Annotated in this window: 20 protein-coding genes; 10 read left to right on the forward strand and 10 right to left on the reverse strand. The window is 68.6% G+C overall.

All coding sequences use genetic code 11. From position 1 onward, the window contains the following. Positions 1-23: 23 nt before the first annotated feature. The 3 genes from PO879_RS13230 (at position 24) to rfbA (ending at position 3,653) form a co-directional block, all read left to right on the forward strand. Positions 24-1,337 carry a DUF4143 domain-containing protein gene (locus PO879_RS13230; RefSeq protein WP_278235344.1) on the forward strand — a complete coding sequence of 438 codons (1,314 nt, stop codon included), beginning with the start codon at positions 24-26 and terminating at the stop codon, positions 1,335-1,337. A 22-nt stretch (positions 1,338-1,359) separates the two neighbouring features. Further along, complete coding sequence (locus PO879_RS13235) at positions 1,360-2,676, forward strand: glycoside hydrolase family 27 protein (protein WP_278235345.1); 1,317 nt, start codon at positions 1,360-1,362, stop codon at positions 2,674-2,676. 113 nt (positions 2,677-2,789) lie between these two features. Further along, a complete protein-coding gene (rfbA, locus tag PO879_RS13240) occupies positions 2,790-3,653 on the forward strand; it encodes a glucose-1-phosphate thymidylyltransferase RfbA (protein ID WP_278235346.1) in 864 nt (287 codons plus the stop codon). A gap of 38 nt (positions 3,654-3,691) precedes the next feature. Here rfbA and rfbD read toward each other — a convergent pair whose 3' ends face one another. Continuing rightward, positions 3,692-4,576: a dTDP-4-dehydrorhamnose reductase gene (rfbD, locus tag PO879_RS13245; protein WP_278237541.1), complete on the reverse strand. Its 885-nt coding sequence runs from the start codon at positions 4,574-4,576 to the stop codon at positions 3,692-3,694. A 38-nt stretch (positions 4,577-4,614) separates the two neighbouring features. On the opposite strand from rfbD, the gene PO879_RS13250 reads away from it, so the two are divergent. Then, positions 4,615-5,232: a dTDP-4-dehydrorhamnose 3,5-epimerase family protein gene (locus tag PO879_RS13250; RefSeq protein WP_278237542.1), complete on the forward strand. Its 618-nt coding sequence runs from the start codon at positions 4,615-4,617 to the stop codon at positions 5,230-5,232. Between the two features lie 47 nt (positions 5,233-5,279). Here the strand turns inward: PO879_RS13250 and rfbB are convergent, their stop codons facing one another. After that, entirely contained in the window at positions 5,280-6,275 is a 996-nt protein-coding gene (gene rfbB / locus PO879_RS13255; protein WP_278235347.1) for a dTDP-glucose 4,6-dehydratase, read from the reverse strand. A gap of 131 nt (positions 6,276-6,406) precedes the next feature. Between rfbB and PO879_RS13260 the strand changes: the two genes are divergently transcribed. From PO879_RS13260 to PO879_RS13280, 5 genes are all read left to right on the forward strand, one after another. Further along, positions 6,407-7,348 (forward strand): ABC transporter permease, encoded by a 942-nt coding sequence (locus PO879_RS13260; RefSeq protein WP_278235348.1) that lies wholly within the window; start codon positions 6,407-6,409, stop codon positions 7,346-7,348. After that, on the forward strand, positions 7,335-8,276 hold the full coding sequence (locus tag PO879_RS13265) for an ABC transporter ATP-binding protein (RefSeq protein WP_278235349.1): 942 nt from the start codon (positions 7,335-7,337) through the stop codon (positions 8,274-8,276). Before PO879_RS13260 ends, PO879_RS13265 begins: the two co-directional genes overlap by 14 nt. A 26-nt stretch (positions 8,277-8,302) precedes the next feature. Continuing rightward, entirely contained in the window at positions 8,303-9,445 is a 1,143-nt protein-coding gene (gene wecB / locus PO879_RS13270) for a UDP-N-acetylglucosamine 2-epimerase (non-hydrolyzing) (protein WP_278237543.1), read from the forward strand. Then, on the forward strand, positions 9,442-10,965 hold the full coding sequence (locus tag PO879_RS13275; protein ID WP_278235350.1) for a DUF6270 domain-containing protein: 1,524 nt from the start codon (positions 9,442-9,444) through the stop codon (positions 10,963-10,965). The genes wecB and PO879_RS13275 overlap by 4 nt, the downstream gene beginning before the upstream one ends. A 356-nt stretch (positions 10,966-11,321) precedes the next feature. Then, positions 11,322-12,263, forward strand: coding sequence for a hypothetical protein (locus PO879_RS13280; protein WP_278235351.1), 942 nt, complete (start codon positions 11,322-11,324; stop codon positions 12,261-12,263). A 270-nt stretch (positions 12,264-12,533) separates the two neighbouring features. On the opposite strand, the gene PO879_RS13285 is transcribed toward PO879_RS13280, so the two are convergent. The 4 genes from PO879_RS13285 to PO879_RS13300 all read right to left on the reverse strand — a co-directional run bounded on the left by PO879_RS13285 (position 12,534) and on the right by PO879_RS13300 (position 19,368). Beyond that, positions 12,534-14,669, reverse strand: coding sequence for a glycosyltransferase (locus PO879_RS13285; protein ID WP_278235352.1), 2,136 nt, complete (start codon positions 14,667-14,669; stop codon positions 12,534-12,536). Further along, a complete protein-coding gene (gene wecC / locus PO879_RS13290; RefSeq protein ID WP_278235353.1) occupies positions 14,666-15,916 on the reverse strand; it encodes a UDP-N-acetyl-D-mannosamine dehydrogenase in 1,251 nt (416 codons plus the stop codon). The genes PO879_RS13285 and wecC overlap by 4 nt, the downstream gene beginning before the upstream one ends. 14 nt (positions 15,917-15,930) lie before the next feature. Then, on the reverse strand, positions 15,931-17,817 hold the full coding sequence (locus tag PO879_RS13295) for a glycosyltransferase (protein WP_278235354.1): 1,887 nt from the start codon (positions 17,815-17,817) through the stop codon (positions 15,931-15,933). Positions 17,818-17,913: 96 nt separating this feature from the next. After that, positions 17,914-19,368 (reverse strand): NCS2 family permease, encoded by a 1,455-nt coding sequence (locus tag PO879_RS13300; RefSeq protein WP_278235355.1) that lies wholly within the window; start codon positions 19,366-19,368, stop codon positions 17,914-17,916. Between the two features lie 134 nt (positions 19,369-19,502). Between PO879_RS13300 and PO879_RS13305 the strand changes: the two genes are divergently transcribed. Next, complete coding sequence (locus PO879_RS13305) at positions 19,503-19,745, forward strand: DUF2530 domain-containing protein (RefSeq protein ID WP_278235356.1); 243 nt, start codon at positions 19,503-19,505, stop codon at positions 19,743-19,745. Between the two features lie 797 nt (positions 19,746-20,542). On the opposite strand, the gene PO879_RS13310 is transcribed toward PO879_RS13305, so the two are convergent. From PO879_RS13310 to PO879_RS13325, 4 genes are all read right to left on the reverse strand, one after another. Then, entirely contained in the window at positions 20,543-21,424 is an 882-nt protein-coding gene (locus PO879_RS13310) for a hypothetical protein (protein ID WP_278235357.1), read from the reverse strand. Positions 21,425-21,700: 276 nt separating this feature from the next. Further along, the gene (locus PO879_RS13315) at positions 21,701-24,844 is read right to left on the reverse strand and encodes an ATP-binding protein (RefSeq protein WP_278235358.1); all 3,144 of its coding nucleotides are present in this window, start codon (positions 24,842-24,844) and stop codon (positions 21,701-21,703) included. Continuing rightward, positions 24,841-25,692 carry a DUF3027 domain-containing protein gene (locus PO879_RS13320; RefSeq protein ID WP_278235359.1) on the reverse strand — a complete coding sequence of 284 codons (852 nt, stop codon included), beginning with the start codon at positions 25,690-25,692 and terminating at the stop codon, positions 24,841-24,843. Before PO879_RS13320 ends, PO879_RS13315 begins: the two co-directional genes overlap by 4 nt. 14 nt (positions 25,693-25,706) lie before the next feature. Further along, positions 25,707-26,090, reverse strand: a complete 384-nt coding sequence (locus PO879_RS13325) for a cold shock domain-containing protein (protein WP_278235360.1) — start codon at positions 26,088-26,090, stop codon at positions 25,707-25,709. Between the last annotated feature and the right edge of the window lie 43 nt (positions 26,091-26,133).

Raw genomic sequence — 26,133 nt, forward strand, 5'->3', positions numbered from 1 at the left:
GCGGCAAGTGTATAGTGCGCGGCATGACCACTGGTGGGAGGCGCACCATGTACCGACCGCGCGTCGTCGACGAGGAGATCTCCGACGGCCTGCAGACCGCCGGAGCCGTGCTCGTCGAGGGGCCGAAGGCCTGCGGCAAGACGTCGTCGGCCCACCAGGTCTCCGGAACGCGCGTCCACCTCGACGACGTGGCCGATCCGCGGATCGCCGCCGCCCTCGAGGTGGATCCGTCGCTGCTGCTGCGGGGCGAGGCCCCCGTCCTCCTCGACGAGTGGCAGCTGGCGCCCGACCTGTGGAACCTGGTCCGCCGTGAGGTCGACCAGCGGGAGCACCCGGGGCAGTTCATCCTCACCGGGTCCTCGACGCCCGACGACGACGTCCGACGCCACAGCGGCGCCGGACGCTTCACGATCATCGAGATGCGGCCGATGGCGCTCGCCGAGAGTGGCCACTCCACCGGCGAGGTGTCGCTGGCGAGCCTGTTCGACGGTACGGATGCCGACGGTTTCGACACCACCTGGAACCCGACCGACGCCGTCCACCAGATTGCCGAGCGGGTCGTGGTCGGCGGATGGCCCACCAACGTCGACAAGCCTGTTCGTGCCGCAGCACGCGCGAATCGCGACTACCTGGACATCATCCGCCACTACGACATCCCGCAGGTGTCGCACGCCCGCCGTGACCCGGACAAGGCATGGCGTGTCATGCGATCCCTCGCTCGGAACGTGGCCACACTGGCCGGGGACGCCACGATCGCCAGAGACGTCCGCGAAGGTGACCCGGACTCTGGTGCCGACGCGACCAACCGAGCGACCGCCACCGAGCACCTCGACGCCATGCGGCGGCTCAGGATCGTCGAGGACCAGCCCGCATGGTCCCCGCACCTCCGGTCGCGCACACGCGTCGCCTCGCGGCCAAAGCGGCACTTCGTCGACCCCGCCCTGGCAGCAGCCGCCCTGGGTATCCATGCCGGGCCGCTGACGGAAGACCTGCGGACCCTGGGGTTCCTCTTCGAGTCTCTGGTCACTCGGGACCTGCGTGTCTACGCACAGCGGCTCGGTGGACGCGTGCTGCACTATCGCGACGAGCGCGGCCTCGAGGCCGACGTCGTCATCGAGCTCCCGGACGGTCGGTGGGCGGCCCTCGAGGTCAAGCTCGGTTCCCGCCCGGAGACGATCGACCGAGCCGCTCACGGCCTCACGACGTTGCGCAGCAAGGTCGACACCTCCCGCAGCGGTGAGCCGGCCTTCGTCGCCGTCATCACGAACGGCGGCATCGCCTACCGTCGCCGTGAGGACGGGGTGCACGTGGTCCCCGTCAAGATGCTCGGCCCCTGACCCGTACCACTGAAGGAGCCTGATGCGCGGACCGATCGCCCGTCCCCCGATGGGCTGGAACTCCTGGGACTGCTACGGCACCACCGTCACCGAGGCGGAGGTGCTGGCGAACGCGCGGTTCCTGGCCGAGCACCTGCTGCCGTTCGGGTGGGACACGGTGGTGATCGACATCGACTGGTCCGACCCGACGGCCCGCTCCCACGGGTACAACGCCGACGCGCCGCTGGCGATGGACGACCACGGCCGCCTGCTGCCCGACCCGGGCCGGTTCCCCAGCGCTGCGGGCGGCCGCGGTTTCGCCCCGCTGGCCGAGCAGGTCCACGCGCTGGGCCTGCGGTTCGGTATCCACACGATGCGCGGCATCCCGCGCCGAGCCGTGGACCGCGCGACGCCGATCCTGGGCAGCGACGCCACTGCGGCCGACGTCGCGGATCCGGGCAACGCCTGCGAGTGGAACCCGGACATGGTCGGCCTGGACCACACCCACCCGGGCGCGCAGGCCTACTACGACTCCACGCTCGCGCTGTACGCGTCGTGGGGCGTCGACTTCCTCAAGACCGACGACATGCTCTGGCCCTACCAGGCGGCGGACATCGAGGCCTACGCCCGGGCGATCGCACGCACCGGCCGGCCGATCGAGCTCAGCCTCTCCCCCGGCCGCGACCTGTCGACGACGCACGTCGCCCACCTGCGCGAGCACGCCACGATGTGGCGCATCAGCGACGACCTGTGGGACCGGTGGGAGGACGTCGAGGCGAACTTCGCACGGCTGGCCCGGTGGGCGCCGTTCTCGGGCGACGGCGGGTGGGCCGACGCCGACATGCTGCCGCTGGGGCGCATCGGCCTGCGCGCCGAACGCGGCGAGCCGCGCGACGACGGTCTGACGCCGGCCGAGCGGGTCAGCCTGCTGACGCTGTGGGTGATCGCGCGCTCACCGCTGATGATCGGCGGCGACCTGCCGTCGTCGGACCCGGCCACCGTGGAACTGTTCCGCCACGCCGACGTGCTGGCCGTCCACCGGGACGGACGCAACCAGCGCGAGGTGTTCCGCGAGGGTCCGCTGGTGATGTGGGCCGCCGACGGCCCGGAAGGCACGGCGTACGCGGCGCTGTTCAACCTGGGCGACGAGCCGCTGCCCCTCGCCCAGGACGTGGCGCGGATCGGGTTCGCCGCCCGGGGCGGCCCCGAGGTCCGCGAGCTGTGGACGGGGACGACGGTGCCGCGCCGGGAGGTCACGGTGCAGAGCGACGCCGCCCGCGGGGTGGCGCCGGGCAGCGCGGCGCTCGACCTTGTGCTGGCGCCGCACGGGGCGGCGCTGCTGGCCGGGCCGGCGGCGTAGCTCAGCGCGGGACGAGCGCCGCCCGCGCGGCCGCGATCGTCGCGGCGCGTGGCGGTCGGTCACGCAGGTCGGCGCATCTGAACCAGCAGATGCGGTCGTGAGATCATCCGCCCATGCGCGGAATCATCCTGGCCGGCGGATCCGGCACCCGGCTCCACCCGATCACTCAGGGTGTGAGCAAGCAGCTCGTGCCGGTGTACGACAAGCCGATGATCTACTACCCGCTGTCGACGCTGATGCTGGCGGGCATCCGGGACATCCTCGTCATCACCACCCCGCACGACGCCGAGCAGTTCCAGCGACTGCTGGGCGACGGCTCGCAATTCGGCATCTCCATCGAGTACACGGTGCAGCAGGAGCCGAACGGGCTGGCGCAGGCTTTCGTCCTGGGCGAGGACTTCGTCGGCGACGACGCGACGGCACTCGTCCTCGGCGACAACGTCTTCTACGGCCCCGGCCTAGGCGACCAGCTCCAACGCTTCGACTCGATCGACGGCGGGGCGGTGTTCGCGTACCGGGTCGCCGACCCGACGGCGTACGGCGTGGTGGAGTTCGACGAGTCCGGCAAGGCCATCTCCCTGGAGGAGAAGCCCGCACGACCGAAGTCGAAGTACGCGATCCCCGGCCTGTACTTCTACGACAACGACGTGGTCGAGATCGCCAAGAGCATCCGGCCCTCGGCGCGCGGCGAGTACGAGATCACGGACGTCAACGCAGAGTACCTGCGCCAGGGACGCCTCCAGGTCGAGGTGCTGCCCCGCGGTACCGCCTGGCTCGACACGGGCACCTTCGACTCCCTGCTCGAGGCGAGCGACTTCGTCCGGACCGTAGAGCACCGGCAGGGCCTGAAGGTCGGCGCTCCGGAAGAGGTCGCCTGGCGACGCGGTTTCCTCAGCGCCGACGAGCTGCGGGTCCGGGCGGAGAAGTTGACCAAGTCCGGCTACGGCACCTACCTGCTCGGTCTCCTCGATGAGTGAGCTCGGGCTGGGGCACGCGGCCGTGCCCCAGCCTCACGTCACGCCAGCACCGACGGCGCCGCGACGGACCAACGGTCCGCCCAGTCGCTGATGGGCTCCACGCCTGCACGACGCAGTGCCTCGTGCCCCAGCACGGAGTAGGCCGGTCGGGGCGCCGGGCGAGGGAACCTGTCGCTGGTGGTCGGCTCCACCGGCGTCGGCAGTCCCGCCTCCGCGAGGATCCGCTGGGTGAAACCGAACCAGGACGTCTGGCCCGACGACGTCCCGTGGTAGGTCCCGGCAGGCGCCTCGGCGTCGACCAGCCGCACGATCAGGTCCGCCAGGTCGCGGGTCCAGGTGGGCTGGCCGACCTGATCGTCGACGACGGCAAGCCGGTCCTTCTCGGCACCGAGCCGCGCCATCGTCTTCGGGAAGCACCCGCCATGCGCGCCGTACAGCCAGGCCGTCCGGACGATCAGGTGATCGGGGGCCTCGGCGCGCACGGCCCACTCCCCCGCGCCCTTGGTGCGCCCGTACGCCGAGCGCGGCGCGATCGGGGCGTCCTCGGCATACGGCTCGGTCCCCGTGCCGTCGAACACGTAGTCCGTCGAGACATGGACCAGCCTCGCACGTGCCGCCGCGGCGGCACGTGCGAGGTTCGCCGCACCCGTGGCGTTGACGTCGAAGGCCTCGGCCTCGTGTGTCTCGGCGTCGTCGACGGCAGTCCAGGCGGCAGCGTTGACGACCACGTCGAAGCCGACCACGGCCGCGCGGGCCGCCTCCGCAGCAGTGAGGTCGAGCTCGGCCCGGCCCAGACCGACGACGTCGCGACCTGCCGTCCTGAGCACGTCGAGGAGATCGCGGCCCAGCATGCCGTGGGCTCCCACGACGAGCCAGCGGGAGGCGGTGGCATCCGGAGGCGTCGAAGTCGTCACCCGTAGGATCCTAGAGGCCGATGTCGACCGACCCCGAGGGAGACCCCGTGCAGTTCCGCGAGCTCGCCGTCCCTGGCGCCTACGAGATCACCCCGAAGCAGCACGGCGACCCGCGCGGGGTGTTCCTCGAGTGGTTCAAGGCGTCGGCCTTCTCCGAACACCTCGGTCACGTGCTGGATCTGCAGCAGGCCAACCTTTCGGTCTCGGCGGCCGGCGTGCTGCGCGGCATCCACTTCGCGGACGTCCCGCCCGGGCAGGCGAAGTACGTGACCTGCCCGAAGGGCGCGGTGCTGGACGTCGTGGTCGACATCCGCGTCGGGTCGCCGACGTTCGGCCGGTGGGACTCGGTGATGCTGGACGATGTCGACCGCCGGGCGATCTACCTCGGCGAGGGGCTCGGGCATGCCTTCCTGTCGCTGGAGGACGACTCCGTCGTGATGTACCTGTGCTCCACGGGATACAACCCCACTGCGGAGCACGGCATCCACCCGCTCGACCCGGCGATCGGGATCGAGTGGCCGACGACGGCGCGTGACGGGTCCCCGTTGGCCCCGCAGCTCTCCGAAAAGGACGCCGCGGCGTCGACGATGGCCGACGCGCAGGAGCAGGGCCTGCTCCCGACCCTCGACACCGTCGAGGCGTACGTGGCTTCGCTGCAGCGCTGATCGACAGCGAGGGCCGGGACCGCTGGAGGGTCCCGGCCCTCGAACTGTCACTGGCCGGTCTGGGCGTACTTGGCCTCGACGGCCTCCTTGCGGGGGCGCCACCACACCTCGTGCTCGCGGTACCAGTCGACTGTCGCTTCGAGCCCACTGCGGAAGTCCGTGAACCGCGGCTCCCAGCCGAGCTCGTCGCGGAGCCGTGAGGCATCGATGGCGTAGCGCATGTCGTGCCCCGGCCGGTCAGCGACGTGGTCGAAGTCGTTCTTGTCATGGCCGAAGATCTCGAGCAGGTTCTGCACGACCTCGAGGTTGTTCTTCTCCCCGTCGGCCCCGATCAAGTAGGTCTCACCGATGCGGCCCTTGTCGATGATGGCCCAGACCGCGCTGTTGTGGTCCTCGACGTGGATCCAGTCACGGACGTTGAGGCCGGCGCCATACAACTTGGGCCGCACCCCGTCGATCAGGTTGGTGATCTGGCGCGGGATGAACTTCTCGATGTGCTGGTACGGCCCGTAGTTGTTCGAGCAGTTGGAGATCGTGGCCTCGACGCCGAACGACCGGACCCAGGCACGCACCAGCAGGTCCGAGCCGGCCTTCGTCGAGGAATACGGGCTCGACGGGTTGTAGGGCGTCTCCGGCGTGAACTTCGCCGGGTCGTCGAGCTCCAGGTCGCCGTAGACCTCGTCGGTCGAGATGTGGTGGAACCTCACACCGTGCTTGCGCACCGCCTCGAGCAGCGTGAAGGTGCCCACCAGGTTGGTCTGCACGAAGGGTGACGGGTCGTTCAGCGAGTTGTCGTTGTGCGACTCCGCCGCGAAGTGCACGACGACGTCCGACTCCGCGACGAGACGTTCGACGAGGTCACTGTCGGTGATCGAGCCGCGCACCAGGGTGATGTGGTCCGCGACGGGAACCAAGCTCTTGAGGTCACCGGCGTAGGTGAGCGCGTCCAGCACCGTGACCTGAACGTCGGGACGCTCTCGGACGGTCTGATGGGTGAAGTTGGCGCCGATGAAGCCGGCGCCGCCGGTGATGAGTACCCGCATGGAACTGACTCCTGCCTGACGTCGTGCGGTCAGGGTAGCGGTCCAGCAACCGGACAGCCGTGACCTACTCGGTACCCGCTATGCGGCATCCGCGAAGATCCCTAGGACCCATACCCTCTAGGATGCACGCGATGAGTGCCCCGGTCCCCCCACCGCAGCCGTCGTCGTCCGCGACGTCGGCCGACGTCGCGGATCTCTACAAGGAGATCTTCACGGGACAGCAGGCGGCGCTCGAGGTGGTCTCGACCGGGCGGCTGTCGCAGGTCGGAGCGCGCCCGCCCATCGGCACCTACCTCAAGCAACTCTGGGGCCGTCGACACTTCCTCTGGGCAGAGGCGCGGGCCAAGGTCACCAGCGGTACCCGCGAGACCTTGCTGGGGCAGGCGTGGCTCGTCATCAGCCCCATTCTCAATGGGCTGGCCTACTACCTGATCTTCGGGCTGATCCTGAACACCAGCCGGGGTATCGAGAACTTCCTCGGCTACCTGGTGATCGGTGTCTTCCTCTTCCAGTTCACGACCCAGTGCGTGACCAACGGAGCCAAGTCGATCCAGAGCGGGCGCAACCTGATCCGGGCGTTCTCCTTTCCCCGGGCGTCGCTGCCGATCTCTGTGGTACTGCGGAGCATGCTCAACCTCGTGCCGACGTTGGCAGCGATGCTCCTCATCATTGTGCTGCTGCCGCCGGCCGAGGCATGGACAACAGCGTCGCTGCTCTTCCCCATCGTTCTCGTCTTGCAGGTCATGCTGGCGACGGGTCTCGCGCTCCTCTTCGCCCGGATGACCACCGTGATCCCGGACCTCAGTCAGCTCCTCGGCGTCGCCATGCGCATCTGGTTGTACGCCTCGGCCGTGTTCTTCTCCATCGACCGCTTCGCCGAGTACCCGTCGATCGTCGGGATCATGGAAGCGAACCCCATGTTCATGGTGCTCGACGCGGCCCGCGACTGCCTGCTGTACGCCACGGTTCCTGACGCTGGGACGTGGATCGGGTTGAGCGCATGGTCCGTCGGTGCGCTGGTCGTCGGGTTCCTCTTCTTCTGGCAGGGGGAGGAATCCTATGGCCGAGCCTGAGTCGAACCCCTTCGCACAAGCGACCGTGGCCGTGCAGAACGTACACGTCCGCTATCGGGTCCCCTCCACCGACGCTGCGGAGCGTCGCCGCGGTGCGAACTTCGTCAAGCGGGCTGCCCGCACGGTGCTCGGCAACGACCCCAAGGTGCTCGTCCGGGCACTGTCCGGCATCTCCTTCGTCGCCAAGTCCGGCGAACAGATCGGTTTGGTGGGGCAGAACGGGTCGGGCAAGAGCACGCTCCTTCGGATCATCGCCGGGCTGGAGAATCCCGCGCGCGGCCGTGTCCTGGCAGAGAGCACGCCGGTGCTCATCGGAGTCAATGCCGCACTCGTGCCCGACCTCTCCGGGGAGCAGAACATCCGTCTCGGCTGCCTCGCCATGGGGCTTTCCCCGGAACAGGCCGAGGAGGCCGTGCCAGACGTCAAACAGCTCGCGGGCCTTGGTAAGTCCATCTATCTGCCGATGAAGACGTACTCCTCCGGCATGGGCGCGCGCCTGCGCTTTGCGATCGCTACGGCCGCGAATCCGCACATCCTGCTCATCGATGAAGCTCTGGCCACCGGTGACGCCGCGTTCCGAGAGCGCAGCGAGGCGCGCATGCAACGTCTCCGACAGGGCGCCGGCACCGTCTTCCTCGTCAGCCACGCGGCACAGACGATCGAGGAGAGCTGCACTCGGGCGATCTGGTTGAACAAGGGGCGTCTCGTGCTCGACGGCCCCGCCCAGGACGTCGCACTGCGCTACCGCAAGTGGGCGTGGGCCGTAGCCAAAGATAAGCCTGACGAGGCAAAGCAGATCATCGAGAAAGCCTTCTCCGAGCGAGAACAGACCCACGTCCACGTCGAGGACACCAAACAACCGCGGCAGTACACCGCGAGACACGTCCGAGCCCCCAAGAACGCCCGACCAACCGCACAGCGAAAGTAGTCGAAGTGGAACCGCGCCCCCGCATCATGACCGTCTACGGCACCCGGCCGGAAGCGATCAAGGTCGCCCCTGTCATCAAGGCGCTCGAGGCGAGCGACGTGCTCGACTCCGTGACCGTGGTGACCGGCCAGCACCGCGAGATGCTCGATCAGGTCAACGAGATCTTCGACATCACGCCCGACTATGACCTGGACATCTTCCAGCACGGTTCCACGCTGTCGACGATCGTGGCTCGCGTCCTGGAGCGACTGGACCCGGTTCTCGAAGCCGAGCAGCCGGCTGCCGTCGTGGTCCAGGGCGACACGTCCACGTCGACCGCCGCCGCGCTCGCGGCGTTCCACCGCCAAATCCCCGTCGTCCACGTCGAAGCCGGCCTCAGGTCCGGGAACATTCTCTCACCGTTCCCAGAGGAGGCGAACCGCAAGATCACCTCGCAGATCGCAAGACTGCACCTCGCTCCGACATCAAGCAATCGCGCAAATCTCGAACGTGAAACCGTTCCCCCGCACGACATCGTCGTCACTGGCAACACAGTGATCGACGCTCTCTTGATGACGGTCGCCAAGCAGAAGCCGTTCAGCGACGATGCGTTGGAAGAACTGGCCGAGTCAGGGGAGGACGTACTTCTGGTGACGACGCATCGTCGGGAGAACTGGGGTGGTGCGATGGAAGGAGTCGGGCGCGCTCTATCACGCCTCGCACGTGCACTTCCGCACGTACGAATCGTCCTACCAGCACACCGCAACCCCATCGTTCGCGAAGCCGTCCTCCCACACTTGGCGGGCCTAAGCAACGTCACCGTGACGGAGCCGTTGCCCTATGGAGAGTTCACCCGCCTTCTCTCCATCTCCACCGTCGTACTCACCGACTCGGGTGGAGTTCAGGAGGAAGCGCCCGGCCTCGCCAAGCCGGTCCTCGTCATGCGCGACAACACCGAACGTCCTGAAGCAGTCGGCGCGGGCACGGTCAAGCTCATCGGAACCGACGAAGAAAGAATCGTCAACGAGACCCTCGAGCTCTTCACCGATCAAACGGCCTACGACACCATGTCACGGGCAATGAACCCTTACGGCGATGGTAGGGCCGCAGAACGATCCGTCGCCGCCATCGCCCAACTGACCGGCACAGGGACAAGACACGCGGACTGGGCGACCGGAGACGTAGCATGAGGAAAACCCGCGTCTTCATCTACGGGTCTTGTGTCGCACGTGATACATTTGAGTTCCTCAACCCCGACGAATTTGAATTGGTGCAGTACGTCGCTAGGCATTCCGCTATCAGCGCGTACACGAAGCCAGTCGACCTGATCGAGCCGCCCACCCTCGAATCATCATTCAAACAGCGTGCAATATCCGGAGATTTTGCATCCACTCTCCGGACGACCATCCCAACGCTTGACGACATCGACCTTGTGCTCATGGATCTCACGGACGAGCGGCTCGGTGTCTACATTCTGCCCGACGGATCCGTTGTCACACGCTCGATCGAACTTATCGAGTCGGGTGCTGAGGAGGAGTTACCCGAGGGATCACACCACATCGCCTTTGGCTCCGATTTGCATCTCCAGTACTGGTCCACAGGAATCATGGAGATGTCCAAGTTGTTCCAGGAGCACATGCCACGCAGTGCAATCGCCCTCCTAGGAATACCTTGGGCAAGCCGCTCAGAAGACGGTAGCCAAACCCCGTCCAGCTTCGGAATCTCTGCTCAGCAGATCAATCCCCTCCTTCGCGCTTACGTGGACTTTGCAGCACGAACACTCGGAGCTCGCATCATCGACGTCGACACCAGCATAGTCCGGTCTAATCCGCGACACCCCTGGGGCGAGGCGCCGTTCCATTTCTCGAAGAACGTATATCTCGACGCGGTAAGAAGCCTCACGGGCCAGCACGGACGCGATCCCTGGCCACAGCAAGACGAACTGGCCCGGGACTTCACTGACGATGCGCCGCAGGGCGATACTGCAGTCGCCGCACGCACGGCCGACCCCCCGCCGCCACAACCTACGCTGAGCTCGACGAACACGCTATATGAAGCGCATGTAGCTACCGCTGGCGAGCCGACTCTGGTCTATCTTGAGAACTCACGCCAACTAAATAGGGGGTGGCCCCTTAGGAGAGCAATCAACACAGTTGTGGCAAACCATGTCCGAATTGCTGATCCCACATTGACCGACCACGACGATCTGTCGTTCGGCTGGGGCGTAGGCGGATATCGGGGCGCCGGAGTTCAACGTATCGTCGACACGGTTCGAGAAGTCGTCGGCAACACACCCTTGATCTTCGCGGGAACCGGCCCCATGGGGTACGCCGCGATAAGGTGCGGCCTCGAGACAGGCAGCCCGATTCTGGTACACAACCCGGACCTGCTCTGGAACACCAGGAACGGCAGCGAGCCAGTCAACGTCCTCCTCGCCCTTGCTGAGAAGCACGGACTGGCTGACGAGCACCCGTCGCTCGACCAGCTTCCCGTTCCGAGCAATCCTGTCAGACTCCTGGCCTCCGCCAACGCATCAGGTTCGACCGCTGGCACTCGCGTCATCCCTGGTCTGCTGACCCTACTCAATGATCAGCGACGAATCGCGTCGAAGGACTCGGCCGCGAGAATATTCAGTGACCCCGACAAGCCCTACGCGCCGTGGGAGGCAGACTTCCTCGCCGAGCAGATTCGCGCTGTCATGATGGACTAGATCGCCGCTCGAGACCTGTCTCGATCGATGTAGGGTCCGATTGCGCGGCATGACACCTCCGCACAGGGGAGCGAACGCATCCCAGTCGAGGCGGGCAAGGCGCGGTTCGTTCATCATGCCTGGCGCCGAGACCTTGACCGGCACCTCGATCGTACAAGGGGCCAAGAATGGATTCATCTCGGCGTCACGAAAAAGCCCACGCGGCCCTCGCTCCTGAGTTCGATCTCAGTGCAGAGCGCCGTTCGACCTGGCGGTAGACACCAGCTTGGATGCCACCTACGATTGTGACGTCACAACTACATCTCGAATTGGGATGACGCCGTACGCACAGTGGCGGGTCAGGTAGTCTATGACACATGTCTCTAGAGCTTGTGAAGACTGATAGGTTCATCGACCGCTCGAAGTTCGCTGTCTACGACTTCCCGAGCCTCGACTCCTTCCTATCAGCCGAGAAGATCTCCACAGGCATTCAGTGCATCAACGACGGCGGCCTTCCGATCGATATGCACTACACGTCCGCCAGTTCCAGGACGTTGGTCGTCGTCTTCCACGGCGCTGCTGCGGAGAACGTACGTCTCCCCTGGCTCATCGGCCAGGGTGTCACCAAGGACATCGGCGTCAGTAGACTATTCATCTCGGACCCCAGCCTGTACCTGACGCCCGAGGTCAAGCTTTCTTGGTTCGCCGGCAACCACGCCCAGCCGGATCTGCAGCACAAACTGGTGCAAATTGTATCCCGTGTCGCGCAGGCTGCTGGCGCCGATTACCTCGTGTTTCTCGGTGGTTCCGGCGGCGGATTTGCAGCACTGAAGCTCAGTCACGCATTTCCGGGTTCCCTGGCCGTACCAATGAATCCGCAAACTCTGCTGGAGCGGCATCACCCTACGACGCTCGGCAAATATGCACAGCACTGCTGGAATGGTGCGGCATTCGTGGATCTACCTCGCAATATCGTGACGAGTCTTCCCGCTCTATATGCGCAGGGCACTCCAAACACGGTTGCCTACCTGCAGAACGATGATGACGAGTTTCATATCCGAAACCACCTGAATCCATTCATCGACTCCTTGCCGCCCGACGCCATGGTCGGCCTCTTGAGGCGGCCATGGGGTGAGCGGCATCAGCCACCTCCCCGTGATCTGGTGCGTCACCTGATGCGCCGCGCTGCTGAGGTCGAAGGCGATTGGCAACTGATGCTGGATACGGAAGGGTTCATCACGGTGGCTGAGTACAACGGCGCTTACCCGCGACCTGGTGTCGGCCACTTGACCGACGAGGTGATGCTCCCCGGGCGATGAATCGATGGGACACATGACCGACCTCCTTGCGCACCCCGGGAGCAATAGCATCTTCGTCTGAGTGCGCTTGCCATCCGATGTGTCGCGCCGACAGGGGTCGCCCTAGGGGCTCGCCGTTCTGCAGATTGGTGCGGAACCCCGGCTATGGTCGTTGGTGTCGTCGCACACGCGCCGACGAACAGCAGAACCGCATGGTCCGCACTTACGGCAGCAAATCAGTGAGAGCAGCGATTTCCTTGCCTGCCGCATTCCGCGCGTGGAGCGTGGCGGCTAACAACTCACCTCGTCGACGAGCCAGCCATGTCCGGCGATGTTCGAACCAGCCAATAGTTCAAGGTCTCCGACATTCCACGTGTGTCCGTCGCCGTTCATGCTTCGGATCTGGGCGAAGTTGAACCGATCAGACGAGTAGACCTGGACGCCGTCGGCCTTCAGTGCGCGGAGCAGGCTGGAGTCCTCGCCCCGCGTCACGTCGGCGAACCGATAGCGCCGCAAGAGGTCGGCGTCCGCCACAAGGGTCGGACCAGCGACGAACTCGGTGAACCGATGCTCACGCTCCGGGGATCGGAGCAGCGTGACGTTCTGCGCCTCTAGATAGAGGTATACGGCCTCCTTGCCGACCAGTTCGGCACCTGAGTAGAACATCGCCGCGACTTGATCGGCGAGGTAGTGATCACCGTAGAAGTCGTCGTCGTCCATCTTGGCGAGAACCTGGCCCTCGGCACCATCGATCAGAGTGTTGAGGCACGACCCGAGCGTCTTGGAGGCAGCTGCCGAGAAGAGCCTGGCGTTGTCGACACCGTGCCGGTTGCAGGCCTCCTTGAATTCGCGCTCACCCACCTCGAAACCGTGCGTCATGACGAGCAGTTCAGCATCGACGTTCTTCTGGCGAGCAAACGTCGACAGGATGTGGTCAAGCTGGGTCTGTCGAATCGTGGGTGCCAGCACGGAGACCGCGCGTTCGCGCGGCAGCGCAGGTCGACCGGGCACGTTATAGACGCCGGCGTGATCTGCGATCTCTGAAGCCCTGTGAGAGTAGGTGTGGTGGGCCCAGATGCGCCGCTGACCCCGGTGGACCATCCGGTCCCGCTCCGTCTTGTTGCGCACCAGGTGGCGCAAGGTCCACGTCGCTTCCTCCTCCGTGTGAACCTGAGCGATCTCGTCGTCGGCAAAGGTCGCTTCGAGAGCGGGGCTGGGTGTGCTCACTACCGGCGTGCCGCTCGCGGTAATCTCGAAGACCCGACGTGCACACATGGTCGGTGAGTTGACGATGGTGTTCACGTTCAGGAACACCTTGTAGAGCCGGTAGGCGCCGAGCATCTTCTCGTACGGGAGCCCACCGACGACTCTCGCGTCGAACGGCTTCGGGAACTGATAGCGCTCGTTTCCGCCGTGCTGCCGGGAGAAGATGTCGAGGCCCCCCGCCGCCACCTTCGCGCTGGCCTTTTCGGCTGCCCGAAGAAGTAGATCGAGCTGCTCTCGGCGCGCTTCGTGCGTGTGCGCGAAGTACATGCCGCCAAAAGCGATGTCTCGCTTGTGCCGCAACTTGGGATCACGGAACGGGTTGTGAATCGCGGTCTGCGCTGCGAACTGGAGCAGGTGGACTCGGTCATGCCCGAGCTCCCTCCGGTACGCATCGACCATGTTGCCGTCGGAGGTCAGAACGACGTCGAACAGGCGGGCCGCGTCGAGGAACTCCTCGAAGTGGACCGGGTCTTCCTTGTTCCAGAACACCGTCGGGATTCCGCGCCGGCGACACTCGGCAACCAGGTCCACGATCTCCCGTCGCGGCGCCGTGGGACCGACGAGCTGAAAGGACCAGTCGCGTCCGTTGCCGTGCCAGGCGGATTCGACGAACAGCAGATCAGGCCCGAACTCGTCCAAGTCCTGGCTCCAGCTTTCCCTGCCGATCGCTCGCTGAGTCCATTCCGCCGCGAAGGCCGAGGACGAGAACTCATCGAGGATCGTCGCGACGCGAAGCTCCTTCCACCGAGGACGCTCACGCGTCACCGGCGCCAGGGCCGTCGCCTCCTCGAGAATGGAAGCGAACTTGGTCGGAGTGCTCGTTTTGGTCGCGGACTTGTCACCTGACGACGTCGCCAGCTGCGGCCCGCGGGTTGCGATCGACCGAATGATCGGCGCGCTGCGGCCGACGGTACCGGCAATATCGCGCTGATTCCGCACGATGAGGTCGAGCTTTCGCTCGAAGGCGCGGAGACGGTGGGCGGCCAGCCTGGCGACACGCCGCATGGCGATGAGGCCAAGTACGACCGCGGACAGTCCGAGGACGATAGCGATCGGCGGGTAGACCGCGCGCACCAGGATGGCTGCTACGCCAAGAGTGACCGCAACGATCACGGTCAGCTGTGTCTTGTGCCGCGCGATGCGCTGGAATCGGGTCGTCACCGCCAGACTCCCCGCGTGTCCACGACGCGGGAGGGGTCGAGACCGAGGTCGTCCGGCTCAACATCCTTGAACGCTGCGTGATCGACCAGGACGACGGTGGCGTCCGCAGAATCCGTCGCCTCAACCAGTGAGGTCAGCTCGATGTTGCGGCGGTTGGCAAGCTCCGGCGGCAAGGCGTCGACGTGGGGCTCGACCACACGAATCCGAGCCGTCGGGTTCTGGTCAGCGAGTTCGGCGACGATCTTGCGTGCCGGCGACTCGCGGAGGTCGTCGATGTCCGCCTTGAACGCGAGACCAAGGGCAGCAATCGTCGGTGCATCGTGGGCTTCGACGGCGCTTTCGATCTGCTCAATCACCCACTGCGGCTTGCTGTCGTTCACCTCGCGCGCCGTGCGGATCAGGTTCGCCTGCTCGGGGTCCGCGTTGACGATGAACCAAGGGTCGACGGCGATGCAGTGACCACCCACGCCAGGACCCGGCTGCAGGATGTTGACCCGCGGGTGGTGGTTTGCGAGTTGGATCAGTTCCCACACGTCGATGTCGAGCTTGTCCGCGATCAGGGAGAGCTCGTTGGCGAAAGCGATGTTGACGTCACGGAACGAGTTCTCGACCAGCTTGGCCATCTCGGCCGTCACCGCGTCGGTCAGCAGGATCTCGCCCTGGCAGAACACCGCGTAGAGGTCCTTCGCGAACTGGGCCGCCGCAGGCGTCAGACCACCCACGATGCGGTCGTTCGTGACGAGTTCGATCATGACGCGACCCGGGAGTACCCGCTCCGGGCAGTGCGCCACATGAATCGCAGGGCGGCTGTCCGTGCCGTCCAGCGAGAGGTCTGGCCGCGCGGCGATGATCCAGTCCGCCATCTTCTGCGTCGCTCCGGGAGGCGAGGTGGACTCGAGAATGAGCAGCTCACCGCCGTCGAGGACCGGGGCCACGGCCTCAGCCGCCGCCTGGATGTAGGACAGGTCCGGCTCATGGTCGCCTTGGAACGGTGTCGGCACCGCGATGATGAAGGCGTCCGCCGGCTCGGGCCGGTCCGTGGCGCGCAAGGTGCCGTGCTGAACCGCACCACCTACGAAGGTCGCCAGGTCCGGCTCGACGAACGGGACGTCTCCGCGATTGATGGCCTCGACGGTGGACGGGTTCACGTCCACGCCGACGACCTTCACGTCCTTGGACGCCAGGATCGCGGCAGTCGGCAGGCCGATGTAGCCGAGCCCGATCACACCGACAGTGTTGATTTCCATTCCCAGATTCCTTCTCAGATCATCGCGTGCTGCTCGGCACGCCCGTAGAACGCCACGTCACCGCTCGCGAGCAGCTCGGCATCGGTCACCGTCCACGTGTGCTGTCCCGCCCCGGACCGCATCTGGACGAAGTTGAATCGGTCGGCGGAGTAGATCCGCGCGCCGGCGTCCGCGACGCCACGCAGGAACCCGGTGTCCTCCCCGGTGGAGGTCTCCGCGAACCGCACGGAGTCCGCCAGGTCGCGGCGCGCCACGATCGTCGGCCCCATGACGAAGTCCGTGTACCGGTGCTCCCGGTCCGCGAACCGCAGCAGCGTCGCGTCCTGGGACTCCAGGTACATGTAGTGGGCCTGCTTGCCGACCACGTCCGCGGCGGAGTAGTCGAGCGCGTAGAGCTGGTCCGACAGGTACTGCGGGCCGTAGAGGTCGTCGTCGTCCATCTTGGCGACCACGTCCCCGTCCGCGACGCCGGCCAGCCGGTTCAGGCAGGCGCCCAGCGGCACCTCCTGCTCGGCCTGCAGCAGCACCAGGTCCTGGATGCCCGCCTCCTTGGCCCGCAGCCGCAGGTCGGCCTCCGGCTCGGTGAATCCGTGCGTGAGCAGCGCGAGCTGGACGTCGACGCCCTCCTGCGAACCGACCGAGCGCAGCACGTGGTCGAGCTGGTGCGGCCGGTTCGTGGAGACCAGCGCGGTCACCCGCGACCGGGGCACGACGGCGGAGTCCGCCAGACCGACGTCGTGCAGCACGCGCTGAGCCCGCGCCCCGTAGGTGTGCTCGCGCCAGATGCGCCGCTGCCCGAGGTGCACGGCGCGGTCCCGCAGCTCCGGCGACCGAACCAGCGCCCGCACGGTCGCGGCGGCCTCGTCCCGCGTGGCGACGTCGAAGACCTCGTCGCCGGGGAAGAACTCCCCCGTCGCGGCGCTCGGCGTCGTCACCACCGGCGTGCCGCAGGCGGTGATCTCGAAGATCCGCCGCGCGCACATGCTCGGCGAGTCCACCACCGAGTTCACGTTGAGGAAGACCTTGTAGTCCCGGTAGGCGGTGAGCATCTGCTCGTACGGCAGCGATCCCACCACCCGGGCGGCGTACGGCGCGGGGAACTCGTACCGCTCGTCCTGGCCGGTGAACCGGGAGTAGATCTCCAGCCCGAGGTCCATCGTCGGCGAGACGTCGAGAGCGCCGCCGAGCAGCGTGTGCATCTGCTCGCGGCGCTCGGGGTACTTGTGCGCGAACCAGGTCCCCGCGAAGGCGACGTCCCGTTCCGGACCGGCACCGTGCGTGCGGACCGGGTTGTGGATCGCCGGCTGCGCGCCGAACGCCAGCACTCCGACGCGGTCGTGCCCGAGGGCCTCGCGATACGCCGGCAGCCGGTTGACGTCGGTGGTGTAGACGCGGTCGACGAGCCGGGCGGTGTCGAGGAAGTCCTCGAAGTGGACCGGGTCCTCCTTGTTCCAGAAGACGGTCGGAATGCCCCGGTCCCGCGCGGCGGCGAGCATCGCGGTCACCGCCGGGCGCGGCGCCGTCGGACCCGTGAGGTGGTACTTCCACGCACCGCCGTTGCCGGCCCAGGCCGACTCGAGGAAGACGAGGTCCAGGCCCTCGAGCTGCTCGGCCCACGTGGACGGCTTGAGCAGCACCTGCTCCCACTCGTCGCCGAACGCCATCCGGGAGAAGTCGTCCAGGACCACCCCGACCCGCAGCCGACGCGCGGGTGCTCGCTCCGCCGTCGTCCACGGCTCGTAGACGAGACCCTGCTTCGTCAGGCGCGCTCCGCGGGGGGCGTGGTCGCCCAGCAGCCGCCGGCGGCGCAGGAAGACCCGGACCTGCCCGAGACCACCGTGACGCAGGTGCCACAGGCCTTTGCGGGTGGTCTGGAGCCACCCGGCCCGTCGCGTGCGCACGATGTTCTCCAGTTCTCCGATGGTTGGCCGGGGCAAATCGTAGCCGGACACACGAGTCCGGGAAACCACCTCGACCGGATCTTGGTCAGGGGTGGGTCAGCCGATGGCGGCCTGCAACGGTTCGAGCAGGAAGTACACGACGAACAGCAACGAGGACACCCACATCAGCGGGTGGATCTGGCGGATCTTGCCCAGCGCCAGCTTGATCACCACGAACGCGATGAAGCCCGCGCCGATGCCGTCCGCGATGGAGTACGTGAACGGCATGATGATCATCGTCAGGAACGCCGGGATGGCGATCTCCATGTTGCGCCAGTTGATGCCTGCCACCTGCGCCATCATGAGGAACCCGACCAGCACCAGCGCCGGCGCGGCCGCCTCGTAGGGCACCAGCGCCACCAGCGGGGACAGGAACGTCGCGAGCAGGAAGGCCACGCCGGTCACCACCGAGGCGAACCCGGTCTTGGCGCCCTCGCCGACACCCGTCGTCGACTCGACGTACGCGGTGTTGGACGACACCGAGCCGGCACCACCGGCGATCGCGCCGAACGAGTCGACGACCAGGATCGCGCGGGTGCGCGGCGGGTTGCCCTTCTCGTCGAGCAGCTTCGCCTCGGCGCCGACGGCGACCATCGTGCCCATCGTGTCGAAGAAGTCCGCGAGCAGCAGCGAGAAGATCAGCAGCAGGACCGAGACCACGGCGATGTTCTCGAACGAGCCCAGCAGCGAGAACTGGCCGAGCAGCCCGAAGTCCGGCACCTCGACGACGCCGGAGAACGTCGGGGCGTTCAGGTTGAAGCCCGTGGGGTTCGAGCCGTCCGGCGCCTTCGCGCCGATGTTCAGCGTGTTCTCCAGGACGACGGCCAGCGCGGTCGCCGTGAGGATCGCGATGAGCAGCGCACCGCGGATGCGGCGGACCCACAGCACGATGGTCAGGATCAGCCCGACCACGAACACGAGCATCGGCCAGGTGGCCAGGTTGCCCAACGCCACGATCGTGCCGTCGCCCGGCACGACGAACCCGGCGTTGACCAGGCCGATCAACGCGATGAACAGGCCGATGCCGACGCTGATCGCCGTCTTCAGCTCGACGGGGACCGCGTTGAACACGGCCTCCCGGAACCCGGTCAGCACCAGCACGAGGATGATCAGGCCCTCGATGACCACCAGACCCATGGCGTCCGCCCAGGTCATGTCGGGCAGGCCCGCGATCGAGTAGGCGACCACCGCGTTGAGCCCCAGCCCCGCGGCCAGACCGATCGGGAAGTTGGCGAACACGCCCATCGCGATCGTGACGATGCCGGCGATCAGCGCCGTCGCCGCCGCCACCATGCCGAGGTTCGGGGCGTCACCGCCGCCGAGGAACTCCCCGGTGCCGTCCGGGACCGTGCCGATGATCAGCGGGTTCAGCACGATGATGTAGCTCATCGCGAAGAACGTGACCAGGCCACCGCGGATCTCGGCGCCGACGGTCGACCCCCGCTGGGTGATCTGGAAGAAGCGGTCGATCGCGCTGAGCCCCTCCGAGGGCGCGCTGGTCTGGTTCGCCATGGGCAACCATGGTGCCAGAGGTGTGACCGCTCACGGCAGACCTTCGGGACAGATCGGACGTGACACGGACCTCTTCCGGCCCGGTACCGCCGCGTCCCGGGGCCGGCGCGTGGCCCGCGACGTACGATCGGCCCGTGCCCTCCGTGATGACGCTGCTGCTCCACCCCGAGCGCCGCCGTCCCACGCCCGCGCCGCCGTCCACCGACCTGGTACGCGTGGTACTCGTCGGCGTCGCCGTCTGGACCGTCGCGCTGGTCGTCGTGGGCGTCCTCGCGGCCACCGGCGTCGTGCCCGTCGAGGCCGTGGCCATCTGCGGGGCCGGCATCCTGCTCGGGCTGCTCGGTCTGCCCTGGGCGCGCCGCCACCGCGGCGACTGACCGTCAGCGCCCTAGCGCCTCGATGAGATCGGCAGCGAGGAAGGCGACGGAGGCCGACACCTCCTCCGGGTTGCCGACACCGGCCTCCGCCCGTCCCCGCCATCACGGATACCTCAGCTTCTGGCCCTGTGGCCAGAAGGTTCCCCACGTGCTGCAGTGCCAGTTCTGTCACGTCGGCGCTGACGGCGTCCCTCAAGAGCCGTGTGAACGGGTCCGTGAGTTCGTCCGTCTCGAACTGACGGAAGAGTCGGTAGACGTCGTGGGCGTCCTTGTCGTTCGACCGTGGGCCTCCGAGACGCTCCGCGATCTTGTGCATCTTCGCGACAATCAGCGCCGCGGGACCAGCCACCTTCAAGGTGACCTCACGCGGGTCATCGGCCGCAAGCGCGCTCACGGACATGAGGTGATTGTCGACGAGCGCTGCCTCGAGGCCGACTGCCCGACGAGCTGCCCGGTTCCCGTGGGGTGGAATCCGTGCGCCGCGCCGACCTCCGCTTCCGGCCAGCGCTTCGGGAACCATGAGGTCGACAAGGACCCCGTCCGGCGTGACCCACGAGCCAGGCTGATCGGCCGGCATGAACCCCGCCGCCTCCATGGCGTCGTCGATCAGCGGGTTGTCGTGAAGGAGCCGAGGATCGAGAACGACATCGCTGTCCTTCGTCGCCTCAGCCAGCGCCACGCGGAGAGACCCTGTGTGCAGGTAGACCGCCTGAGCCCCGATGACGATGACAGATTTGCGCTGGGTTCCCAACGCCTCCGCGGCGTCGAGCAACGCCGACCTCGAACGGATCAAGAGATCAGGGGACTCGCCATTCATCTACGTTCCTCTCCAACCACGTCATGAGTGCCTCTGCTTCTGACGGCGCTCGACCCGGTCCGTTCATGAGGTCGACGGCGACCTGCGTCGGACACGACAAACGCACCCCGTCGAGTGTTCGGGAACCCGCAGCCATGACGACCGGATAGGCGGGCCTGGCGACGAGCACGTTGACACCCGTCTCCGACTCCCGAAGACCTACGCTTCTGGCCAGTCCGTCGGGATCCTCTGCATAGACCCACAACGAACGCGCCGGCGCATAGCTCTCCCACGCAGACGCAGCAAAGGAACCCGTCACGGCGTAGTCGCCCGTTGTCCCTTGGCTGAGCTTCTGGAGCACACTTTCCACTCCGCGCGGAGCAATCCACCGCGTGATCGCATTGGTCTCAAGAAACTGGTAGTCGGAGGCCCAGCGCCGAAGCATGGTCGGCCAGTCTTCGACCGCGATCTCGCCATCCGAAGTGCGCTGGACGAGCTCCTCGGCCTCGAGGAGCTCGACGACTCGATAGACGGACCCGGTTGAGGCTCCCGACTCCTTGATGAGCCGACTGATGCGCCACGGCCCAACGCGATCAGCAAGTGTTCGGACGACTCGTGCTGCCGGCTCTCCCTTGAGGGTGTCGCGCCGACGCCCTGGACCGCGCCACGGGTCGGCGGTCGCCCCCTTGTCAGAGACGAACAAGCCGGGCAGCGTCAGACTGACACGCATATTGCCCGTCGCGTCGACATATCCGATGCCTTGACGTTCGAGCCCCTCGCCGACTTGCGTCGCGACATAGCGTGCCGCGACCACGACCGCATCGACGTCGTAGCGGTCCCTGATCCTGGTGGCGCGGTTTGCGACGTCGACCAGGTCGCGCACACCGAGAGCAGGTTTCAGGACGACACCGATCCCGGCCCGGCGACCATCAGGGGATTCAATATCCCATGAGGTGTCGGCCGAGAGGCCCTCGAGGGGAGCCTCGGTGAGCGCCCACCTCGACGGCAGTCGAGCGCGAAGGAGTTCTCGTGCACGGCGGGCTACCTCGTCGCCGCCAGGTCGCCGTGCCTCTTGTCCACGCTGCACGTTCAGACAATACCTCGGTTCCGTCACCAACGGAACACATGAATTAACCGAACATCCTCGCCATGCGGCGGATCAGCCCCAGGCGGTCGTCGCCCAGAGCGCCACCGCACGCTCCGGCTCCCGCAGCACCGCGGTGAGCAGCGCGACGCGGTCCGGCCGGCCCAGCACGTCCGCCAGCCCCGCGGCCAGCCCGGCCTCGGAGGTCGCGTGCACGCGGGACCGGGCGTCCACCCACCAGGGCACCGGCCCTCCGGCCACGGACAGCCGCTCGTGGTGGAACCACACCGCCGGCATCCGGTGGTCCAGCGCGGTCACCCGCGGGTCCAGCTCGCGCTCGGTGCCCAGCGAGTCGGGCGACGGCAGCCCGTCCTGCCCGGCCAGCGGCAGGTCGAGCAGCTCGGCCAGCCCCTCGGCCTCCGCCGCCGGGGCGGGGACCACGGCACCGAGCGCCGCCCAGCGGGCCGTCCCGGCCACCACGACGTCCTCGGCGCGGTGCACGACGACGTCGCTCGCGTCCAGCACGGGCAGCCGGTCCGGCAGGGGGTCCAGGGCCGTCGACCGGTCGTCGGCGTCCAGGCGCGCGGCCAGGCTCGCCAGCCCCCGCCACACCACCAGCGCGTCGCGCAGCGGCAGCGCCGAGCCGACGGTGGGGAGCCGCTCGAGCGCGGCCGGCCAGTCCGTCGCGTCCAGGTCGCCGAGCGCGTCGGCACCGCCCAGGGCGCGCCGCACCGCGACGTCGAGCCCGGCCACCGCCCGCGGCTCGGCGGGCAGCAGCGGGACGCCGTCGTGCAGGGCGAAGGGCGCGCCGAAGCGCTCGCGCAGCCACCACGCCGAGTACGACGGCGCCGAGACCCGCCCGCGCCGCACCGGCGTCAGCAGGGCGCGGCGGGTGTCCGGCTCGCCGGCCAGACGGGCCAGCACCCGCGGCCAGGCGTCGTCCGCCACGGCGTCGAGGTCCGCCACGGCCACCAGGTCGCCGACCGCGACGCCGGGTCCGAACCGCGCGCCGAGCAGGCGCAGGTAGTCCGACCACCCGCCGAGCCAGCCCGCGGCGTCGTCCGGGCCGCCGTCGTCGTCCTCGTCGTCCGCCTCCGGGGTGACGACGTCCGGCACGATGTAGACGTCCGGGTCGGTGCGCGCACCGGCCGCCGTCAGCACCGGGGCGCCGTAGCGGGCCACGTACTCGGCGCTGACCGGGGCCAGCCCGTCCAGCACCTCCGCCGCCCACGTGCCGGGTAGCGTCGCCTCGCGCAGCGCCACCAGGTCGCCGTCCGCCGTCGGCACGGGCAGCTCACCCGTCCAGAACGGGGCGTCCGCTCCCCCGGTGAGTCGCACCAGGGCCAGCGCCGAGGCGACGATCTCCCGGGCGCCGTCGTCCTCGTCGCCGTCCAGGACCGTCTCGGCGGCGTCCAGGGCGGCGCGGCGGACCTCCGGGTCCTGCAGCATCCGGTAGGCGTCCGTGGCCACGGCCCCAGCACGGACGAGCAGCGGGTGGGCGACGTCCGGGTGCACCACCCGCAGCCCGAGCACCCGCGCCGTGGCCGCCAGGGAGGCCTCGTCGCCGTCGTCCACCGACCCCTCGGGCAGCACGACGGCGCTGCGCACGCCGGCCACCCGGCCGTCGGCCAGCGGGACGCGAGCACCGGCCAGCGACTCCAGCACCCCCGGCTCGTTCGCGTACGGGGCCAGGGCGTCCAGCAGGGCGTGCCAGCGCTCGGCCGGCAACCCGCCGGGCAGGTCGTCGACCAGGTCCGCCAGCGACGCGACCGTCGCCCCCAGGCTGCGCACGGTGGCCTGGTGGCGGGCCGGGACGAGCACCAGACCCGGCAGCACCGGCGCGAGCGCCGCGACGAGGTCCGCGTCGCCGCCCGGGTCGCCCGCGACGACGAGCGCGTCCTGCGGGGTCTCGAGCGCGGAGCGGCCAGCTTGGCCCGGGTCGCTGTCGCCCGGGTGGTCGCCGTCCTCGCCGCCGGGCGCCGCGAGCAGCGGCGTGCGGGTCAGCGCCGCGGTGGCGGCCTCGCGGACCGCGGCGTCCAGGTCCGAGCCGGGCAGACCTGTCGGCACCAGGTCCAGGGGGTCCGGCCCGGCGGTCGGGTCGGCGGACCGCGCGCGGTCCGCGGCCAGGGTGCCGAGCAGCTCGGCGTAGGCGACGCCCGCCTCGGCGGCCAGGTGGTCGGTGGCCGCCCCGGGCAGCACGCGGCGGCGGCCGGCGTCCACCGGGAACGTCGCCAGCAGAACGGCGGGCAGGTCGACGACGACGTCGGTGGGCGTCGGGGCGTGCAGCACGCGGCGGCGGGCGGCCGGCTGCTCCGGGGTGCCGCCGTCGTCCGCCGTGCCGCTGTGCACGGTGCCGCCGTCCGGCACCGTCCAGACCAGCGACCAGTCCGTCCGGCGATGCTCGCGCGGCAGCTCGGCGACGTCCACCTCGGTGAACCGCCCGCTGCGGTGCACCTGCGGGGCGGCCTTCTGGGCCGAGCCGTCCCAGGTGACCTGGCGCCGCGCACCGGCGTCCGTGGTCACCACGACGTGCAGGGTGGCGATCCCGGGGAACGCGAGCAGCAGCACGTCGTCGATCGCGTCGAGCTGGTCGCGCACCGCCTCCGCGGCGGCGGCGTCGCGCAGCCGCACCTCCACGACGGTGTCGAACGCCGCGTCGGCGTCCAGGCCCGGCGCCGGGAAGGGCAGGCGGAGCACCGGCAGGTCGTCACCGCGGCCCGCGATGTCGGCCGCCAGCCGCTGCGCCGCCGCGTCGGCCGTGCCCTCGCTGGTCAGCGACGCGAGCGCCGCGCGGGTCTCGTCCAGGGCGAAGCGCACGCCGCCGTCGCGCGAGGCGACCGAGACGTCGTCGGACACCGCCCGCACCGCCGCGAACCCGACGCCGAACCGGCCCACCTGCCCGGCCGCGTCGTCCTTCGCGGAGGCGCGCAGCGACGCCAGCGAGGCGACCCCGTCGGCGTCCAGGGCGTGACCGGTGTTCGCCACACGCAGCACGCGGCGCTCGGGGTCGAGGACGACCTCGACCCGGCCGGCGGCACCCGCGCGGGCCGCGGCGTCGGCGGCGTTCTGCAGGAGCTCGACCACGACGCGGTCGCGGTAGTGCCCGCGCGCGTGGTCCTCCTCCGAGTTCGCGTCCTCACGGAAGCGTGTGGCGGACCCGAGCCACGCCTCCGTGACCGCGTGCCGCAGCGCGGCGGTCCCGAAGACGTCGGTCGTCACGCGTTCTCGTCACCTTCCGGCTCGTCGGACGGGGCTGCCGGCTGCTCCGGCTCCCGGGGGCCCAGGTCCACCTGCTCGACCGTGGACTCGTCGATGATCGGGTCCGGGTCCGGCCAGTCGCTGCGGCGGCGGCTCACGTCCGTCTCGGAGTGCGCCCCGCAGCCGTGGTCGAGGGAGACCACCTTGCCGTCGTCGGGCGACCACGCGTTGGCGCACACGCCGAACAGCTGGCCCAGCGGGCCCTGCAGCGGCACGAGGAAGCCGCAGGTCGTGCACTCGGCGTCCGAGGCGACCGCGCCTCGCGACGTCGGCCCCTGCGACCCGCGGTACCAGCGCTCGGCGGCCTCGTCGCGACCGTGCGGGGAGAGCACCCGCTGGCGGGCCAGCGCCAGCTCCTCGATGGCGACCTCGTCCTGCTCCTCGTCGCCGGTCGGCGTCCAGCCGGGCTCGAGGCGCGGGTCGTCCGCGCGGAAGGGCAGCTTGTCGCCCGGGCGGACGTCCCCCGGACGCAGCCGCTCCGACCACGGCACCCAGGCCGGGGCCAGGATCGCCTCGTCGCCCGGCAGCAGCTCGACCTCGCAGACCGTGGCCGTGCGGCCGCGCGGCACGCGCGCCACCGTCACGGTCCAGTGCCAGCCGTGGTAGCCGCGCATCCCGGCCGCGAACCGGTGCGACATCAGGCGTTCGCCCTCGGCGACGGTCCCGAGGTGCTCGCCGACGTCGTCCGGGCCGGACGCGACCTCCAGCGCCGCGGCGCGCGCCAGCTCGGCGGCGCCGAGCAGGACGGCGTCGTTGCGGGCGCGCGAGCTCACGCGGCGTGCCTTCGCGGGCGCCTCGGCGGATGCCATGATTCGTCTCGCTCTCAGGAATCGAGGTTGTCGGCGACGGCGCGCAGCATGGTGGCGACGCGCTTGCCCGCCTCGCCCTCGGGGTACTTGCCACGCTTGAGCTGGTCGCCCGTGCGGTCGAGCACGCGGATGAGGTCCTCGACGATGCCGGCCATCTCCGACGGCGGCTTGCGCTTCGCCTTCGCCACCGACGGCTGGGGGTCGACGACCCGCACGGCGAGCGCCGACGGGCCACGGCGCCCGTCCGCGACGCCGAACTCCACGCGGGTGCCCGGCTTCGGGTTCGGCACGTCGGCCGGCAGCGCGGAGGCGTGCAGGAACACTTCGCCGCCGTCGGCGTGGGCGATGAAACCGAAACCGCGATCCGCGTCGTACCACTTGACCTTGCCGGTGGGCACCTGAACCTCTTCGTGCTCGTCGTTGCTCTGGACCCGGCGGGTG

The organism is Isoptericola sp. AK164, from assembly GCF_029643425.1.
Classification (GTDB): domain Bacteria; phylum Actinomycetota; class Actinomycetes; order Actinomycetales; family Cellulomonadaceae; genus Isoptericola; species Isoptericola haloaureus.